This window comes from Mesocryomonas lacus (genome assembly GCF_055730105.2).
Map to the genome: position 1 here is coordinate 1 of NZ_JBUZWF020000010.1, position 18038 is coordinate 18038.

At 68.8% G+C, this 18038-nt stretch carries 12 protein-coding genes; 4 read left to right on the plus strand and 8 right to left on the minus strand.

Going from position 1 to position 18038, the window contains the following annotated elements; translation table 11 throughout:
* Positions 1-78: 78 nt before the first annotated feature.
* The 3 genes from purH to ACZLZQ_RS23285 form a co-directional block, all read right to left on the minus strand.
* The gene (gene purH, locus ACZLZQ_RS23275) at positions 79-1743 is read right to left on the minus strand and encodes a bifunctional phosphoribosylaminoimidazolecarboxamide formyltransferase/IMP cyclohydrolase (protein ID WP_472951589.1); all 1665 of its coding nucleotides are present in this window, start codon (positions 1741-1743) and stop codon (positions 79-81) included.
* Between the two features lie 348 nt (positions 1744-2091).
* Positions 2092-2262, minus strand: coding sequence for a hypothetical protein (locus tag ACZLZQ_RS23280; RefSeq protein ID WP_472951591.1), 171 nt, complete (start codon positions 2260-2262; stop codon positions 2092-2094).
* A gap of 57 nt (positions 2263-2319) precedes the next feature.
* Complete coding sequence (locus tag ACZLZQ_RS23285; protein ID WP_472951593.1) at positions 2320-2712, minus strand: RidA family protein; 393 nt, start codon at positions 2710-2712, stop codon at positions 2320-2322.
* Between the two features lie 167 nt (positions 2713-2879).
* Between ACZLZQ_RS23285 and ACZLZQ_RS23290 the strand changes: the two genes are divergently transcribed.
* Positions 2880-3509 (plus strand): TetR/AcrR family transcriptional regulator, encoded by a 630-nt coding sequence (locus ACZLZQ_RS23290; protein ID WP_472951595.1) that lies wholly within the window; start codon positions 2880-2882, stop codon positions 3507-3509.
* Here the strand turns inward: ACZLZQ_RS23290 and ACZLZQ_RS23295 are convergent.
* From ACZLZQ_RS23295 to ACZLZQ_RS23305, 3 genes are all read right to left on the minus strand, one after another.
* The gene (locus ACZLZQ_RS23295) at positions 3499-5181 is read right to left on the minus strand and encodes a heparinase II/III family protein (protein ID WP_472951597.1); all 1683 of its coding nucleotides are present in this window, start codon (positions 5179-5181) and stop codon (positions 3499-3501) included. The genes ACZLZQ_RS23290 and ACZLZQ_RS23295 overlap by 11 nt on opposite strands.
* 333 nt (positions 5182-5514) lie before the next feature.
* Positions 5515-10395 carry an NAD-glutamate dehydrogenase gene (locus ACZLZQ_RS23300; RefSeq protein ID WP_472951600.1) on the minus strand — a complete coding sequence of 1627 codons (4881 nt, stop codon included), beginning with the start codon at positions 10393-10395 and terminating at the stop codon, positions 5515-5517.
* A gap of 202 nt (positions 10396-10597) precedes the next feature.
* Positions 10598-11275, minus strand: coding sequence for a YggS family pyridoxal phosphate-dependent enzyme (locus ACZLZQ_RS23305; RefSeq protein ID WP_472951602.1), 678 nt, complete (start codon positions 11273-11275; stop codon positions 10598-10600).
* 482 nt (positions 11276-11757) lie between these two features.
* Between ACZLZQ_RS23305 and leuS the strand changes: the two genes are divergently transcribed.
* From leuS to holA, 3 genes are all read left to right on the plus strand, one after another.
* Positions 11758-14364: a leucine--tRNA ligase gene (gene leuS / locus ACZLZQ_RS23310; protein ID WP_472951604.1), complete on the plus strand. Its 2607-nt coding sequence runs from the start codon at positions 11758-11760 to the stop codon at positions 14362-14364.
* Complete coding sequence (locus ACZLZQ_RS23315) at positions 14351-14902, plus strand: hypothetical protein (RefSeq protein ID WP_472951606.1); 552 nt, start codon at positions 14351-14353, stop codon at positions 14900-14902. The genes leuS and ACZLZQ_RS23315 overlap by 14 nt, the downstream gene beginning before the upstream one ends.
* Positions 14903-14966: 64 nt before the next feature.
* On the plus strand, positions 14967-16016 hold the full coding sequence (holA, locus tag ACZLZQ_RS23320) for a DNA polymerase III subunit delta (protein WP_472951608.1): 1050 nt from the start codon (positions 14967-14969) through the stop codon (positions 16014-16016).
* 175 nt (positions 16017-16191) lie between these two features.
* Here the strand turns inward: holA and ACZLZQ_RS23325 are convergent, their stop codons facing one another.
* The gene (locus ACZLZQ_RS23325) at positions 16192-17166 is read right to left on the minus strand and encodes a ParB/RepB/Spo0J family partition protein (RefSeq protein WP_472951610.1); all 975 of its coding nucleotides are present in this window, start codon (positions 17164-17166) and stop codon (positions 16192-16194) included.
* Positions 17167-17227: 61 nt separating this feature from the next.
* Positions 17228-18037, minus strand: a complete 810-nt coding sequence (locus ACZLZQ_RS23330) for a ParA family protein (RefSeq protein ID WP_472936377.1) — start codon at positions 18035-18037, stop codon at positions 17228-17230.
* Position 18038 lies beyond the last annotated feature (1 nt).

Sequence of the window (18038 nt, forward strand, 5' to 3'; positions counted from 1 at the left end):
CGTCAGAACGTTAGAGACGTCGCCGGCCTTCGCGCGGTCCGTCGGCCGGACCGGGCGACCTCCGGCAGAGCGGCATGCTCAGTGCCGGAAGTGGCGCATGCCGGTGAACACCATGGCGATGCCGTGCGCGTCGGCCGCGGCGATCACCTCGGCGTCACGCATGGAGCCGCCGGGCTGGATCACCGCGGTGGCGCCGGCCTCGATCGCCGAGATCAGGCCGTCGGCGAAGGGGAAAAAGGCGTCGGAGGCGACGACCGAGCCATGCGTCAGCGGCGTGATGGCATGGCCGGCGGCGAGCCCCGCCACCTGCTCGGCGCCGCTGCGCTCGGTCAGAAGCGCCTTCGCCGCGTCCTCGGCCTTACGGGCGGCGATACGCGAGGAATCGATGCGGCTCATCTGCCCCGCGCCGATGCCGACGGCGGCAAGGTTCTTGGCATAGACGATGGCGTTCGACTTCACGTGCTTGGCAATGCGGAAGGCGAATTTCAGGTCCGCCATCTCCGCCTCGCTCGGCGCCCGCTTCGTCACCACCTTCAGCTCGATGTCGTCGATCACGCCATTGTCGCGCGACTGCACCAGGAGGCCGCCGGCGACCGACTTCACCATTGTGCCGCGGGCGCGGGGATCGGGCAGGCCGCCGGTGAGGAGGAGGCGGAGGTTCTTCTTGCCCGCGACGATGGCGATGGCGGCCTCGTCGGCATCGGGCGCGATGATCACCTCGGTGAACACCTCGACGATCGCCCGCGCCGCCTCGGCGTCGAGCGTGCGATTTATCGCGACGATGCCGCCAAAGGCCGAGACGGGATCGCAGGCGAGCGCCGCGCCATAGGCCTCGGCAAGGCTCGCGCCTTCCGCCACGCCGCAAGGATTGGCGTGCTTGATGATGGCGACCGCGGCGGTGCGCGCCGGGTCGAACTCGGCGACCAGCTCGAAGGCGGCGTCGGTGTCGTTGAGGTTGTTGTAGGAGAGCTCCTTGCCCTGCAGCTGGCGGGCGGTGGCAACGCCCGGCCGCTCGTCGCCATTGCGGTAGAAGGCCGCCGTCTGGTGCGGGTTCTCGCCATAGCGCAGCGTCTGGGCGAGCGTTCCGGCAAAGCTCGCTTGGCGGGGCGCGGCATCCTTCAGCGTTTCAGCGAACCAAGACGAGATCGCGCTGTCATAGGCGGCGGTCCGGGCAAAGGCCTTCGCCGCCAGCTGCTGGCGCAGCGCGAACGGCGTCTCGCCCGCGCCCTCCGTCAACGCCTCGAGGATCGCCGCATAGTCGGCGGGGTCGGTCGCGACGGTGAGATAGGCGTGGTTCTTCGCCGCCGCCCGGATCATTGCGGGACCGCCGATGTCGATGTTCTCGACCGCCGCGGCATAGTCGGCGCCGGCCTTCACCGTCGCCTCGAAGGGGTAGAGGTTGACCACCAGGAGGTCGATCCCGGCAATGCCGTGCGCCGCCATGGCCTCGGCATGGGCGGGATCGGCGCGCACCGCCAAAAGCCCGCCATGGACGCCCGGATGCAGCGTCTTCACCCGCCCGTCCATGATCTCGGGAAAGCCGGTGAGCTCGGCGACGTCGCGCACCGCAAGCCCCTCGCCCTCCAGCGCCTTGCGCGTGCCGCCGGTCGACACCAGCTCGACGCCGGCCGCCGCCAGTGCGCGGGCGAACTCGGCAAGGCCGCTCTTGTCGGACACCGAGAGCAGCGCCCGCTTCAGCGGCAGGCGGTCGGGCGCGGGATAGGCGTTGGCGGTGACGGCCATGGGAGCGGATCCTTCAGGAGAGGCGTGCGGGACCGGCCCCGCTGTTGCCGCCCTGATACCGCCCGCAGCCCGCGGTGACAACGCCGCAACATCGTGCGCGCGCGGTCTGGCGGGCTGCGGCAGCGTCCTTCCCGCCGTGGGCGCCCCCTCATCGGCCTGCCGGCCACTTCTCTCCGGAGGGGCGAAGAACGCAGTGCCTTCCAGCCCGCATCACGCCGCAACTGCTTTCTTCTCCCCAGCGGGGAGAAGGTCGCGGCAGCGGGATGAGGGGCGGTGCAAGCCTTGCAGGACGACGCACCAAAACTGTCGGCCGTTCCAGCCCGGCAGGCGGCCAGAGCCGCGCCCGCCTCAGCCCGCCGGCGGCACGCCCGGCGCCGGCGCCGGCGGGGTCTCGCCCCGGGCGGCGGCACGCTTGGCGGCGAGTTCGTCGAAGGTGTTCGGCAGGACGCCGACCGCGCGGTTCATGCCGCCGCAGCCGGCGAGGAGAAGGGCGAGGCAGAGGAGAGTGAGCTTGGCCATGGCTGGAGTGTAGCCGGGCTTTCGGCGTTTGTCAGGCCGGAGCGGGCGCTGGCGCCCTCACCCCGGAATACGGGCGATCACCTTGATCTCGAAGTCGAAACCGGCGAGCCAGGTGACCCCGACGGCGGTCCAGTTCGGATAAGGGGCGGCCGGGAAGACCTCCCCCTTCACCGCCATGACCGCGGGGAACTGGCGCTCGGGATCGGTGTGGAACGTCGTCACGTCGACGAGGTCCGCCATGGTGCAGCCGGCCGCGGCCAGGACCGCTGCGAGATTGTCGAAGGCGAGACGGACCTGGCGCTCGAAGTCCGGCTCCGGCGTGCCGTCGCTAAGGCTGCCGACCTGGCCGGAGACGAAGAGCAGGTCGCCCGACCGGATGGCGGCAGAATAGCCGTGCTGTTCGTAGAGAGCATGGCGGTCGGCGGGAAAAATGGTGTCGCGCGGGATCATGGCAGGGTCCGATGTCAGGCCGGCGGTCACCTCAGCCAGAAGCGATGGGAAGGCCGGGAGGCTACAGGAATGCGCCGAAGTCTGATATACGACGCGTATCCGAGTTACGCGGCATACGCCTCGTATGTCAACTCACATGCACTGCGTATCTCGATGGAGGGCCCGCCATGCCGCCCAGGCGCCGTCTCGAAACCATGGAAGAAAACCGCGCCAGACTGCTGGCGGCGGCGCGCCTTGCCTTTGCGGAAAAGGGCTTTGCCGCGGCGTCGATGGACGAGCTGACCGCTGCTGCCGGGCTGACGCGCGGGGCGCTCTACCACAACTTCGGCGACAAGAAGGGGCTGCTGGCCGCCGTGGTCGCCGCCATCGACGGCGAGATGGCAGCAGCGGCCCACAAGGCCGCGGCGGCAGCACCGACCGCCTGGGAAGGCCTTCTGGCGGAAGGATCGGCCTATATCGAAATGGCGCTTGATCCCGAGGTTCGCCGCATCGTGCTGCTCGACGGGCCCGCCTTCCTTGGCGATCCCTCGCAATGGCCGAGCCAGAACGCCTGCCTTGCCCTGACGCGGGAGGCCGTGGCCGGACTGATCGCGGACGGGATCGTCAGGCCGGTCGATACCGAGGCGGCGGCCAGGCTCCTCAGCGGCGCGGCGATGAACGCGGCCCTGTGGGTGGCCGCGAGCGAGACGCCGAGCGCCGTGCTGCCGGTCGCCGTCGAGGTGTTTTGCCTGATGGCGGCGGGGCTTCTGGTGGACGGCCCGGCAGCGGTAGCGACCGGAACCGCCCCTACCGCTTGACGAAGCGCCAGGCGATGTCGGTGCGCGACGCCGGGTCGAAGGTCACGACGATCTGCGTCGTGCGGCGGGCGCCGGCGCTGTCGGCGAAGAAGATGCTGTCCTCGAGTTCGACGTCGGCATCGCAGTGGAACTGCCAGACCTCCTTGCGCGCGGTGAGGATCACGCCGTCCGCCGTGCGCTCGGCGGATACGCCGGGGTGGAGGTGGAAGCGGATCGCCGCCGGCATGCGCGGCCGCGGCGACTTGGCGCTCGCCGCAAACAGCCGGTCGGTGCCCTCGATCACCCGCCCGTCGCGGGACAGGAACAGCGAGCGCTCGTGCACGAGGCCGTAGCGCTGGCGGTAGCCGTCATGCGCGGCGGTGAAGCGCTGGCCGGCATCGCTGTCCTCGCGCGTCGTCGGCACCCGTGTCGGCCCGGCGATCAGCGGCGCGCCGAGAAACCGCTCGACGAGGCCCGATTGCGAGAACCGCGCGGAGGAATGGTCGGCGACCGTCAGCGTCGAATGCGCCGCGGTGGTGCGGGCGAGCCGGCGCCAGTCCTCGTCCTGCCGCGCCGGGGCGCCACAGTTCACCACCAGGCGGCTCGATCCGGAGGAGAACTCGAAGGCGAGCGTCCCGGCATGCGCCTCGCCGGAAAGGTTGGAAGCCGGCGGCAGGCCGGTATCGGCGATCAGCACCGTGCCGGCGGCCGACAGCCGCTGGTAGCCGGACTGGCGGGCATGGCTGATCGGATCGCCGAGCGTCTCGTCATGGCGCAGGAGCGCGGTGATCAGCTGGCCCTCGGACACGCCGGCACCGTTGAACAGCGCCACCGCGCCATCGGCATGGCGGAAGAAGCGCAGCGCCGGCAGCATGCGGTCGATCGCGCGGATGAGGCCCTTCGGCACCGGCTGGTTCTGCTCGGCAAACGTCTGGCGCAGCGGCAGGAGCTCGGCGAGGATCTCGATATTGGCCGCCGGGTTGCGCGAGACATGGCCGCCATCGGCAAAGATCTGCCGGTCGAGCTCGTCGGACAGGTTGCGCGCGGCGACCCGCATGTGCCCGCCGCCGGTCGGCATGCACAGCGACAGGAAGGCCAGCGCGATGCGCGCCCGGAGCCGCGGCAGGCCGTCCGGCGCCTCGGCGGCGATCGAGCGGAGATAGCGCATCTCGCGCGACAGGCTGCGCAGGAACTTGCGGTAGAAGGCAAAGTCCGCGTCGACGAGGATCAGGTTGGAATGCGTCAGCCAGGCGATCACCCGCCGGGCGGTCACGTCGACCTCGTGCGTGCGCGGTCCCAGTGAAAAGCCGGTCTCGCGCTGCCAGTCGGCGATGAGGGCGCGGGCGTTGGCAGCGGCCAGCGCGTCGCCGGCCTCGCTGAGATGGCGCAGCCAGCCGAAGGAGTGCAGCTCGGCCGCCCAGCCGCGCGAGGGCGGCGTCACCTGGAAGGGCGAGCCGGTGTCGATCTCAACCAGCTGTCCGGCGAGGTAAAACTTGCCGGCATAGATGTCGGCCGCGATGATCGGGTCGCCGCGGCGCAGTTCGGGCGGGGTGACCAGCAGGCGATCGGGCGCGCTGCCGGCGAACCGCCAGCGGTGCAGGGGCCCGATGCGCAGCCGCCGACGGACCCGCCGCCAGGCTTCCGAGATCATCAATGCCGCTAGGCGCGGTCGATCCGCCAATTCCGCTGCCACTCCCGAATCCTGCCCGTGCCGGTTCCCGTACGCAGGCGAGCTGCGGGCGAACACGGCTGCATCCACCATGAAGACCTTTCGCAGATCAAGGTAAACGCAATGATAAGATCGGGTTCCTGACCGTTCGGATGCCCCGCGCAAAGCGGTATCGCGCGCCGGCCAGCCGGCCTTTCAAAGGCGCTGGTAAGCCGGCGCACTGCCTCTTTCTGAGGGCCCAAAATACCTGTGAACCAGACGGCGATACCGTCTCTCATCCGCGACGGCGGCCGACCGACGACGAATGTCGCCCTGTCGTCCTGTGTCTTACTGCCGCGTCGGCTTTGGCTGTCGGACCTAGCCCTGGAGGTCCGACAGCAGCCCTGCCGCCACGGTCAGGCGGGCGACCGATGTGTCGCCGCTGCCGGCGAGCGCCGAGATCTGCGCGACGATGCGCGAGACCACCGCCTGGCGGCTCTCGGCCCAGGCGGCAACCGGATCTTCCGCCGCGCCGAAATCGGCCAGTGCCCGTGTGGTAAGACGCCGCCTGGCGCCGGCGATCTGGCTGCCGGCGCGTTCCAGCGCCAGGATCTCGTAATAGTCCGTCGGCTCCAGCCGGTGGAGCGCCATCTCGAGCCGGCCGATCTCGAACAGCCGGGTAATGCCGAAATAGCTGGCGACGGCGGATTCCAGCGGCGTCGATGTTTCACGTGAAACATCGGCAATGTCCGGCACCAGGGCCACCAACGGCAGCAAGGTGACGTCGGCGGCCAGCGCCTCCGGCACCGCCGCCTCGGTCCATTTGGACTGCCGCTCAGTGGCGATCTCGCGCGCCCGCTCGCTGGCGAGACCGAGAAGCTTTGGCCGTAGCATTGCCACTGTGTCGCGGATTCCCTCGACCGCCGCGGTCAGGCCGCGGCCGGCCGCGCCGTTCTGCACATACCAGCGCGTCGTCGCTTGCAGGAACTGGCCGACGGCCTCGTAGAGCGCATTCTGTGTGTCGCCGTGGATCTGCCCGTCCAGCGCGTCGATGCGGGTGTAGAGCGCATCGGCGCCGAGCCCGTCATGCGCGGCGACGAAGGCCGCCACGATCTCGGCCGGTGACGCGCCCGTCGCCTCGCGCACCGCCGTCACATAGGTCGGCCCGAGACGGTTGATCGCGGCATTGGCAAGGATCGTCGCGACGATCTCGCGGGCCAGCCGGTGGCCCTCGATGTCGGCGGCATGACCGCCCCGCATGGGCGCTGGGAAGTAGCCGAACAGCCGCTCCCTGAGATAGGGGTCGTCCGGCAGGTCGCTGGCGATCAGCTGGTCGAAGAGGACGATCTTGGAATAGGCGACGAGGACCGCGATCTCCGGCCGGGTCAGCCCGCTGCCGGAAGCGCGCAGATCCGCGAGTCCCGCTTCGGTCGGCAGCGTCTCGACCTCGCGGCTGAGCAGCCCCGCTTCCTCCAGCACGGTCATGAAGCGCGACTGCAGCGGCAGTGCCGAGACGCCGCGGCGCTGCTCCAGCGACAACGCCAGCGACTGCTCGTAATTGTTGGCGAGCACGAGCTCGGCGACCTCCGCCGTCATCGACGCCAGCAGCACGTTGCGCGCCTCGCGCGTCAGCCGACCCTCGGCCATGGCGCTCTTCAGCGCGATCTTGATGTTCACCTCGACGTCGGACGTGTTGACGCCGGCCGAGTTGTCGATTGCGTCGGTGTTGATCCGCCCGCCGGCCCGCGCGAACTCGATGCGGCCGCGCTGGGTGACGCCGAGATTGGCGCCCTCGCCCACCACCTTCGCCCGCACCTGCGCGCCGGTGATGCGCACCGCGTCATTGGCGCGATCGCCGACATCGGCATTGGTCTCGGCGGTCGCGCGGATATAGGTGCCGATGCCGCCGAACCAGAGCAGGTCGGCCGGCGCCTTGAGGATCGCGGTGATGATTTCCGCGGGCGTGCCGGACGTCCGGTCCCAGCCGATCGCCGCAGCGGCCTCCTTTGACAGCCGGATCAGTTTCTCGCGCCGCGAGAAGACGCCGCCGCCGGCTGAGATCAGCGTCTTGTCGAAATCTGCCCAGGACGAGCGCGGCAAGGCGAACAGCCGCCGGCGTTCGGCGAGCGTCGTCGCTGCATCCGGCGAGGGATCGATAAAGATGTCGCGGTGGTCGAAGGCGGCGACGAGCCGGGTTTCGGGCGAGAGCAGCATGCCGTTGCCGAAGACGTCGCCCGACATGTCGCCGCAGCCGACGACGGTGAACGGCGTCGTCTGGATGTCGCGGTCCATCTCGCGGAAATGCCGCTTCACCGTCTCCCAGGCGCCGCGCGCCGTGATGCCCATCGCCTTGTGGTCGTAGCCGACCGAGCCGCCCGAGGCGAAGGCATCGTCGAGCCAGAAGCCGTTCGACTGCGCGATCGCATTGGCGGTGTCGGAGAAGGTCGCGGTGCCCTTGTCGGCGGCGACGACGAAATACGGGTCCTCGGCGTCGAAGCGCTTTACCCGGTCTGGGGTCACGATATCAGCGCCGTCGATGTTGTCGGTGACAGACAGGAGCGAGGCGATGAACACGACATAGGCCGAGCGGCCGGCCTCGAACCAGCTGTCGCGGTTCGCCGGATCGCCGAGGCGTTTCGGGAAGAAGCCGCCCTTGGCGCCGACCGGCACGATCACCGCGTTCTTCACCTGCTGCGCCTTGACGAGGCCGAGCACCTCGGTGCGGTAGTCCTGGCTGCGGTCGGACCAGCGCAAGCCGCCGCGCGCCACCCGGCCGAAGCGCAGGTGCACGCCCTCGACGCGGGCGTCGAAGACGAAGATCTCGCGGAACGGGACCGGCGCCGGCAGGCCCTCGACGAGGTGCGAGTCGAGCTTGAAGGCGAGCGCCGGCTGGACATGGCCGGGCTTCGAGCCCTCCTCGGCCGAGGTGCCGTCGACGGCGTAGAAATTGGTGCGCAGCGTCGCGAGAATGGTCGACAGGAAGCGCCGGAGGATGCGGTCGTCGTCGAGGCTCTCCACCGCGTCGAGCGCGGCGGTGATGGCGGTGTAGGTGGGCAGCGTCCCACGCGTGGCGGCCAGCTGCTTCAGCCGGTCCTCGGGTTCGGCCGGGGCCCCCTCACCCGCTTCCACCGGCGTCTCGGCAGCGGGGATCGGCCGCGCCGGGTCGAAGGCGGCATCGAACAGCTGCCAGAGCAGGCTGGCGATGCCGGGATGGCGCAGGAGCGTCGCGGCGATGAAGTCTTGGCCGAAGGCGATGCCGGCCTGTCTGAGATAGCGCGAATAGGCGCGCAGGACGTTCGCCTGGCGGTAGGCAAGGCCGGCCTCCAGCACCAGCGCGTTCAGCGGATCGTTCTCGATCTGCCCGGCCGAGACGGCGGCAAAGGTCTGCTGCAGCGCGTCGCCCTCGTCATCCAGCGCGATGTCGCCGCCGCTCTGGCGCACCAGGTCCATGTCGTGCAGGTGCACCGCGGCGCCGTCCGGCCGCAGGATCTCGAAGGTCCGTTCGGAGACGACGCCAAAGCCCATGTTCTCAAGGATTGGCACGCGCGTCGAAAGCGGCACGGCGCTGCCGAGATGATAGATCTTCAGCCGCAGCAGCGTGCGGGGGTCGCCCGGGCGGCGGTAGAAGTCGATGGCGAGGGCGTCGTCCGTGCCGAGCCGCGCCATCCGGCGGGTGTCGGTCACCGCCTCGGCGGGCGCCACCGCGTCGCGATAGCTCTCGGGCAGGCCGGGGGCGAAGCGGATCAGATCGGCGGTCCCACCGGCATCCTGCACGGCCCGGACGAAGCCGTCCTCCCAAGCCTTCGCCATCTCGGCGATCTCGGCCTCGAGCCGGGTGGCGTCGACCACCGGCGTCTGGCCCGACTTGCGGCCGATGATGAAATGGATGCGGGCGAGCGACCCTTCCGGGAAGCCCGGATAGACCGCCGAGACATGGCCGTCATAGGCTTCGGCGAGGAGATGGCCGATCCTCTCGCCGAGGCGGGAATCATAGCGGTCGCGCGGCACGAAGACGAGGATCGAGACGAAGCGGTCGAACCGGTCGATGCGCGGCAGCACGCGCACGCGCGGCCGCTCGCCGAGCTCCAGCACCGTGCCGGCAAACCGCTCGAGGCTGTCGACATCAATCTGGAACACCTCGTCGCGCGGATAGGCCTCGAGCACGTTGAGGAGCGCCTTGGCGCTGTGCGAGCCAGCCGCGAGGTCGAAGCGCTGGATCACCGTCTCGGCCTTCAGCCGGAGATAGGGAATGGTCAGGATCGAGCGGGTGTAGGCGGTGGAGGTGAACAGGCCGACGATGCGCAGCTCGCCGGCAAAGTTTCCGGCGGCGTCGTACTGCTTGACGCCGATATAGTCCATGTAGGCGCGGCGGTGCACCGTGGTGCGGCTGTTCGCCTTGGTGACGATCAGCGGGTTCGGCGCCTGCAGGAAGGCGCGGATTTCCGGCGTCACCGTCTGCGGCTGGCCGGCTCGGCCAAGCACGCGCACATCGGGGTCCGCAAGGATGCCGAGCGCCGGCTCGTCGCTGCGCTCGAGCGCCTCCTCGTTCTCGGCGCCGACATAGACGAACTCACGCGCGCCGAGGAAGATGAAGTTGTCGGCGAGCAGCCAGTCCAGGAGCTTCGCCGCCTCCGCGACCCGCACGGCCTCGGTGCCGTCGAGCATGGCGGCGCGGGCTTCCAGCGCAAGCTTGGCGGTACCGACGCGGGCGCGCATCGCCTTGAAGTCGCCGACCGCAAGCCCGACCTGGCGCAGGATTTTGAGGATCGCGGCGATTAGGTCGGCATTGCTGTGCGGGCCGCGCTCGATCGCCACCTGGATCAGGCTGACCCGCTCCGCCTTCTCTACCCCCGATCCCGGCCCCGGTCGGGTGGCGGTGAAGCCCGAGATACGGCCCTCCCCGTCGCGGACGATGTCGAGGATCGGGTGCGAGATGTAGAGGATTTCCGGCGCGCGCTCGGCGATCTCGGCCATCACCGAGTCGAACAGGAAGGGCATGTCGTCGTTGACGACGGTGATGAGGTCCATCGCCCCAAGGCCGTGCAGCGGCTCGATGGTGACCACCGGCGTCGCCGGGCGGTGCGCGTCGAGCGCCACCGCGGCGCGTTCGGCCGCCAGCGCGAGGGTCTTCGGCGAGAACACTGCGAGATCCTCGGCCGGCGGGCGCGCAAACAGCAGCGGTGCAAGGCTCGCCGCCGGGCTGCCGCCGGCGAGGACGCCAAGGATTCCCGTCAGAATGTTCGCCTTCGCCTGGCCCATGCTCGTCGCTCCCGCTGAGTCCGGCCGCGGATCGTCGCGGCCTTGATTCATCATGACGGCCGGTCAACCGGCCGCGAATCGCCATGGTTGTGCCGGACGAAGATGACGAGAGGATGCCGGATGGGGCTTGCATGCAAGCTGCGCTCCGTCAGCCCGTGCTGCCCGCCGGCGGACTTCCCTCTTCCGCCGGCCTCCATCGCCTTCAACCGGCCGCGTGGCCATAATCGCGCGCGCCAAAGATTGCCGATCCGACGCGCACGCCCGTCGCGCCCTCCGCCACCGCGACGGCGTAATCGCCCGACATGCCCATCGACAGCTTCGCGACGCCCGCTGCCTTCGCGAGCTCCGCCAGCCGCCGGAAATGCGGCGCCGGATCCTCGTCCGCCGGCGGAATGCACATCAGGCCCTCGATGGCGAGGCCGTGCACGTCGCGGCATCGCGCGACGAAGGCCACCGCCTCGTCCGGCGCGATGCCGGCCTTCTGCGGCTCCTCGCCGGTGTTCACCTGGACGTAGAGCCGAAGCGCCCTGCCCTGCGTGGCGATCTCGCCGGCCAGCGCTTTGGCGATCTTCTCGCGGTCGACGGTCTCGATGACGTCGAAAGTGGCCACCGCCTCGGCGGCTTTGTTCGACTGCAGCGGGCCGATGAGGTGCAACTCGATCCCCTCGAACCGCTCCCGCAGTTCCGGCCACTTCGCCATCGCCTCCTGCACCCGGTTCTCGCCGAACACCCGCTGCCCGGCCTCCAGCACCGGCGCGATCGCCTCGGCCGCATAGGTCTTCGACACCGCGACAAGGGTCACCGACCCCGAAGCCCGGCCCGCGGCGGTTTCGGCGTCGCGAATGGCGGCGGTGACGGCTTGGTATTGCTGGACGGACATAGTGGCTTTCAGAAAAGCGAGAGGCGACGGGAGCAACGGACGCGGCTTTGAAATATGGGCCGGAATGGCGTATATGAAAGGAGTGGGTGCCGGCCGAAGCGACCTGAGGTCCCCGAAGCCGACACCCTTGGTCAGACGATGAATTGGACCCGGAGACAGACTCGCCAGCCGCTCCGGGTCCTTTTCACCTCCAACGTGATGCTCAGCGGCAGAAACCACATCGCATCACCTCCTCTTCGAGAGCGAGGCTGTCGCCACAGCCGGGGAAGCCCGTTCTCCCCGGTCCGCCGCTGGCCCGGCGTGCTGCTTTCCCTCTCGAAACTCACCGCCTGCATCTCAGCGCAACAGCCGCCGCCGCGTCCAGCGTGAAGCGCTGAGCCGCCTCTCGGTTGACGCTGGCGCGCAGGCGGTGTTGAACGACGGCAATCCCTTCCGACGTCGGCCCCTCGATCGGGCCTGGCGTAAACCGACGAGCCCTCCGCATGTCCATCGAACGCTACAATCCGCGCGAAGCCGAACCCCGCTGGCGGGAGGCGTGGAACGCGGCGAAACTGTTCGAGACTGAGGACGATGCGCCGGGCGAGAAGTACTACGTCCTCGAGATGTTCCCCTACCCGTCCGGCCGCATCCACATGGGACATGTACGCAACTACGCGATGGGCGACGTGGTCGCGCGCTACAAGCGCGCCAAGGGTTTCAACGTCCTCCACCCGATGGGCTGGGACGCCTTCGGCATGCCGGCGGAAAACGCCGCGATGCAGAACAAGGTGCATCCGCGCGAATGGACCTATGCCAATATTGCCACCATGCGCGGCCAGCTGAAGTCGATGGGCCTGTCGCTCGACTGGTCCCGTGAGTTCGCCACCTGCGACGTTGACTACTACCACCGCCAGCAGATGCTGTTCCTCGACTTCCTGGCCAAGGGCATCGCCTATCGCCGCAAGTCGAAGGTCAACTGGGACCCCGTCGACAACACCGTGCTCGCCAATGAGCAGGTGATCGACGGCAAGGGCTGGCGCTCGGGCGCCGAGGTCGAGCAGCGCGACCTCACGCAATGGTTCTTCCGCATCACCGACTATGCCGAGGACCTGCTGTCGGCGCTCGACACGCTGCCGGAATGGCCGGAAAAGGTCCGGCTGATGCAGAAGAACTGGATCGGCAAATCGGAAGGCCTGCTGGTGCGCTTCGCGCTGGAGAAGGCGCCGGACGCAGCGGCCGACGTCACCGTGTTCACCACCCGGCCGGACACGCTGTTCGGTGCGTCCTTCCTCGCCGTCGCGCCCGACCACCCGCTGGCGACCGCCGCGGCGCGCGACAATCCGGTGCTCGCCGAGTTCATCCTCGCCTGCAAGCGCGGCGGCACCACGGCGGCGGCGATCGAGACCGCCGAGAAGCTCGGCATGCGCACCGGAATCGAGGCCGTGCACCCGCTCGACCCCAGCTGGAAGCTGCCGGTCTATGTCGCCAACTTCGTGCTGATGGACTACGGCACCGGCGCGATCTTCGGTTGCCCGGCGCATGACCAGCGCGATCTCGACTTCGCCCGCAAATACGATCTGCCGGTCACCCCCGTCGTCCTGCCGCCGGATGCCGACACGGCAAGCTTCAGCGTCGGAACCGAGGCCTATGTCGGCGACGGCACGCTGTTCCAGTCGCGCTTCCTCGACGGCATGAGCCCGGCCGAGGGCTTTGCCGCCGTCGCCGACCGGCTGGCGGCGAGCGATCTCGGCGGCCGGCCGCAGGCCGAGCGCAAGGTCAATTTCCGCCTGCGCGACTGGGGCATTTCGCGCCAGCGCTACTGGGGCTGCCCAATTCCCGTCCTCCACTGCGAGGCCTGCGGCGTCGTGCCGGAGGCGCGCGAGAACCTCCCCGTCAAGCTGCCGGACGACATCGACTTCGACAGCCCCGGCAACCCGCTCGACCGCCACCCGACCTGGCGCCACGCCTCGTGCCCGCAATGCGGCGGCAAGGCCCGGCGCGAGACGGACACGATGGACACCTTCGTCGACAGTTCCTGGTATTTCGCGCGCTTCACCGCGCCCCACGCCAACGAGCCGACCGATCCGCAGCGCGCCAATGCCTGGCTCCCCGTCGACCAGTATATCGGCGGCATCGAGCACGCGATCCTGCACCTCCTCTACTCCCGCTTCTTCGTGCGGGCGATGCAGGCCTGCGGGCATCTCGCCATCGACGAGCCGTTCAAGGGCCTGTTCACCCAAGGCATGGTCGTGCACGAGACCTATCGGCACGGCCGCGACTGGGTCTCGCCCGCCGAGATCCGCATCGACGAGGTCGACGGCCTGCGCACCGCGACCCGGATGGCGGACAACGCCGTGCTGGAGATCGGCGCGATCGAGAAGATGTCGAAGTCGAAGAAGAACGTCGTCGACCCCGACGACATCATCGCTTCCTATGGCGCCGACACCGCCCGCTGGTTCATGCTCTCGGATTCCCCGCCGGAGCGCGACGTGATCTGGACCGAATCCGGCGTCGAGGGCGCGCACCGCTTCGTCCAGCGGCTCTGGCGCCTCGTCGCCGAGCTCGCGCCGAAGCTCGCCGCCACCGCGGGCGACACCGCCGATGCCCCGCGCTCGACCGAGATCCGCCGCGCCGCGCACCGCACGGCGTCGGGCGTTGCCGACGACATCGAGCGCCTCGCCTTTAACAAGGCCGTCGCCCGGCTCTATGAGCTCGTCAACACGCTGACCGCGTCAACCTCGGGCGACGCGCGCGACGTCACGGGCGTTGCGGACGCCGTCGCCGAGGCGCTGTCGGTGCTGGTGCGGCTGATCGCGCCGATGATGCCGCATCTTGCCGAAGAATGCTGGACGGTGCTGGGCCATACTGGTCTCTGCGCCGAGCAGAAGTGGCCGGAGATCGATCCCGCGCTGCTGGTCGTCGACGAGGTGGTTCTCCCCGTCCAGCTCAACGGCAAGAAGCGCGGCGACTTGACCGTTTCGGTCAAGGCCGGCAAGGCTGAGATCGAAAGCGCCGTCATGGCGCTCGACTTCGTGCAGACGGCCCTCGAAGGTCGGACGCCGAAGCGCATCGTCGTCGTCCCCGGAAGGATCGTCAATGTCGTCGTCTGATCGGGCGCTCCGCCCGCGGATCGCCGGGCTCCTCGCCCTCGTCCTTCTCGGTGGCTGCACCGTCTCGCCGATGTACGGCACATCCAGCCAGGCGGCACTCGCCAGCGGCACCAGCGGCCAGAGCCTCGGCGACCTCCGCGGCCAGATCGCCGTGGCGCCGGCCAACACGCGCACGGCGCAGCTGTTCCGCAACGCGCTTCTGTTTCGCCTCAACGGCGGCACGACGCCGTCCGCTCCGGTCTACGAGATCCGGTACTCCGTGACCGGGCAGGAAAACGTCGTTTCGATCGAGCGCGGCTCGGGTGTTCCCGCCGCAAGCCTTTACCGGATGGACGCGACCTACCAGGTCGTCCGCCTGTCCGACCAGAAGGTGATCGGCACCGGTCTGCGCTTTGCCTCGGTGCCGTTCGACCGGTCGGAGCAGCTCTTCGCCTCCTCGCGCGCCCTCATCGACGCCCGCGAGCTCGCAGCGAAGGAAGTGGCCGAAAAGGTGCAGCTCGGCGCCGCCGTCACCATCCGCAAGGACCTGCGCAAGTGAGCCTTGCCGGCGCAAAACGGTTGCCCCGCCGCGCGCCGGCATCAAACCACCTCCGGCGCGCCTGATGGCGGAAAAGAAGGCAGGTGAGGTCGAGGCCTTCCTGTCGCGGCCCGACACCAGCTTTCCCATCGTGCTGCTCTACGGCCCCGATGCAGGGCTCGTCTCGGAGCGGGCGGCAAAGGTGGCGGCGCTCTCCGGCGTCGACCCGAAGGACGCCTTTGCCTTCATCAGCCTCAATGCGGACGAGCTGGAAAAGGACATCGGCCGCCTGTTCGACGAGGCGCGGACGATCTCGATGTTCGGCGGCCGCCGGCTGATCCGCATCCGCGGGGCCGGCACCGGTTCCGGCAAGGCGCTGTCGGCCGCGGTCACGGATCTTGCCAAGGACCCCCCGCGCGATGCGGCCGTGGTCATCGAGGCCGGTGATCTCAAGAAGAGCGCACCCTTGCGCATCGCCGTCGAGCGCGGCCGGGCCGCCATGGCGCTGCCATGCTACCAGGACGAGGGCAGGGCGCTCGACCTGATGATCGACGAGGAGCTGAAGCTCGCCGGCCTGTCGATCGACCGCGATACCCGCGATATGCTGCGCGCGCGCCTCGGCGCCAACCGGCTGGCCTCGCGCGGCGAGGTGCAGAAGCTCTGCCTCTATTGCTACGGCAAGTCGGCGGTCGAAGCTGCCGATATCCTGGCGATCGTCGGCGACGTCTCGGCTGATACGCTGGAGGAGACGATCGATGCGGCCGCCACCGGCGAGGTACGCAAGCTGCCGGAACTGATCGAGCGGCTGACCTCCGCCGGCACCCAGCCGTTCCTGTTGCAGCAAGGATTGCTTCGCCATTTCCAGGGCTTGCAGCTGATGCGCTTTGCCGTCGAGCACGGCGACCAGAGCGTCGCCCGGGCGGTGGAGGGGCGTCGCCCGCATTTCCGGCGCAAGGCGGCGCTCGAAACCGCACTCGGGCTTTGGACCCTCGACGCCCTCGCGCCAGCGCTCGCGGCGATCGAGGCCGATATCCTGCACAGCCGCAAGGAGGCCGCGCTCTCGCACGTTATCCTGCGACAGACCTTGCTCGGTACCGCCGTCGAAGCCGCGCGCCTTCGAAAAAAGGTCCGCTGAGTTCACCGTGAAGGTGTTTCGATCCAGCGCTCTCTCGGTGGGAACAGGTTCACCAGCCGCGACCCATTCTGCAACAATCGGGAATACTTGAGTCCGCGCGAACTCTGGCTCATTGCGAGAATGAGCCTACCGTTACGCCGCCGAATCGATGGCTGATCAATTCTTCGGAAAAGAGTTAAAGCGTGCGGATGCGGGGTTCCGGGGGACGGTTCTGCTTGGCCTGCAGGAGCCGGCAGATCTCGTCCAGCTGTTCCAGATTGCCGTAGTCGATCCGCAGGTCACCACCATCTTCCGGCAGCCGGATCTCGACCCGCATGCCGAGGGTTTCCGAGAGGAGACGCTCGAGCGCTCTCGTATCGGCATCCTTCTCCTGCCCAAGCGGCTTCGGCGGTTGCTGCTTCGGCCGGGCCGCCGGGCGCTGCCGGGCAGGGAGCCCGGTGACCGACGGCGGCACGGGCGTCCGCGCCAGATCCTCGGCCTCGCGGACCGACAGGCCACGCTCGATGATCTCTCGGGCGAAGGCCTCCGGGTCCTCCGCCGAGACCGCCGTGCGGGCATGGCCGGGTGACAACTCGCCCCGCGACAGCATGCCTTGCACGCCCTCGGGGAGTTTCAGGAGCCTCAGCGTGTTCGCGACATGGCTGCGGCTCTTGCCGAGCACATCGGCGAGATCGGCCTGCGTATAGGCATGCTCCTCGATCAGCATCTGGTAGGCCTGCGCCTCCTCGATGGCGCTGAGGTCCGCGCGCTGCACGTTCTCGATGATCGCGATCTCGAGCGACTCGCGGTCCGAGATATCCCGCACAACGACCGGAACCTCGGTGAGGCCCGCCTTCTGGGCAGCACGCCAGCGGCGCTCGCCGGCGACGATCTCGTAGGCCTCCATGCCATTGGCCCGTTCGCGCACGAGGATCGGCTGCACGACGCCATGGGTGCGGATCGAGGCCGTGAGTTCGGCGAGGTCGGCCTCGTCGAAATGCCGGCGCGGATTGCGCGGGTTCGGCGACAGGCGGGAAACCGCAATTCGACGCTCTCCAGCGGACTCTTGCGGCGCAAAACCGTTCGAGGCCCGCGCAGGAGAGGCGCCGCCGCTGCCGATGAGCGCTGCCAGTCCGCGTCCGAGACGCTGCCGCGACTTATCCTCGTTCATCTCCGTCTCCCCGTCGTGCCGGCGCCGGGCGCCGACCGGCCTGTCTCAGTGCGGCAAGACGTCATGCGACCTCCAGCCGGCGTTCGCGCTGGATCACTTCCGAGGCCAACCGGATATAGGCCTGGCTGCCCGGACATTTCATATCGTAGAGAATCGCAGGCTTGCCGAAGGACGGCGCCTCGGAGACCCGCACATTGCGCGGGATCACCGTGTCGTAGACGTGCTTGCCCATATAGGAACGGACGTCATTGACCACCTGCGCGGCCAGGTTGTTACGGCCGTCATACATGGTGAGGACGATGCCGTGCAGGTCGAGCGCCGGGTTCAGCGTGTCCCGCACCTGCTCGACCGTCTGCAGCAATTGGCTAAGCCCCTCCAGCGCAAAGAACTCGCACTGCAGCGGGACGAGGATCGAGTCTGCTGCGGCCATGGCATTGACCGTCAGAAGGTTCAGCGAAGGCGGGCAGTCGATCAGCACGAAGTCGAACTGCGGGACTTCCATGACATGGAAATGCAGCGCGTCGCGCAACCTGTAGGCGCGGCCAGGTGCGCTGGCGATCTCCATTTCGAGCCCGAGAAGATCGAGCGTCGATGGGACCAGCGACAAGTTCGGCACGGCGGTCGCCATCGCCGCCTCGCTGATCGAGGCGGACTCCACCAGCACGTCGTAGGATGAGACCTCTCGGTCCTCCTTGTCGACGCCGAGCCCTGTCGACGCATTGCCTTGCGGGTCGAGATCGATCAGCAGCGTCTGCTTGCCCACGGCCGCGAGTGCGGTCGCAAGGTTGATCGCGGTCGTCGTCTTGCCCACGCCACCCTTCTGGTTGGCAATGGTGATGACCCGCATGCGTCTTGGTGCCCTGGCATCCATC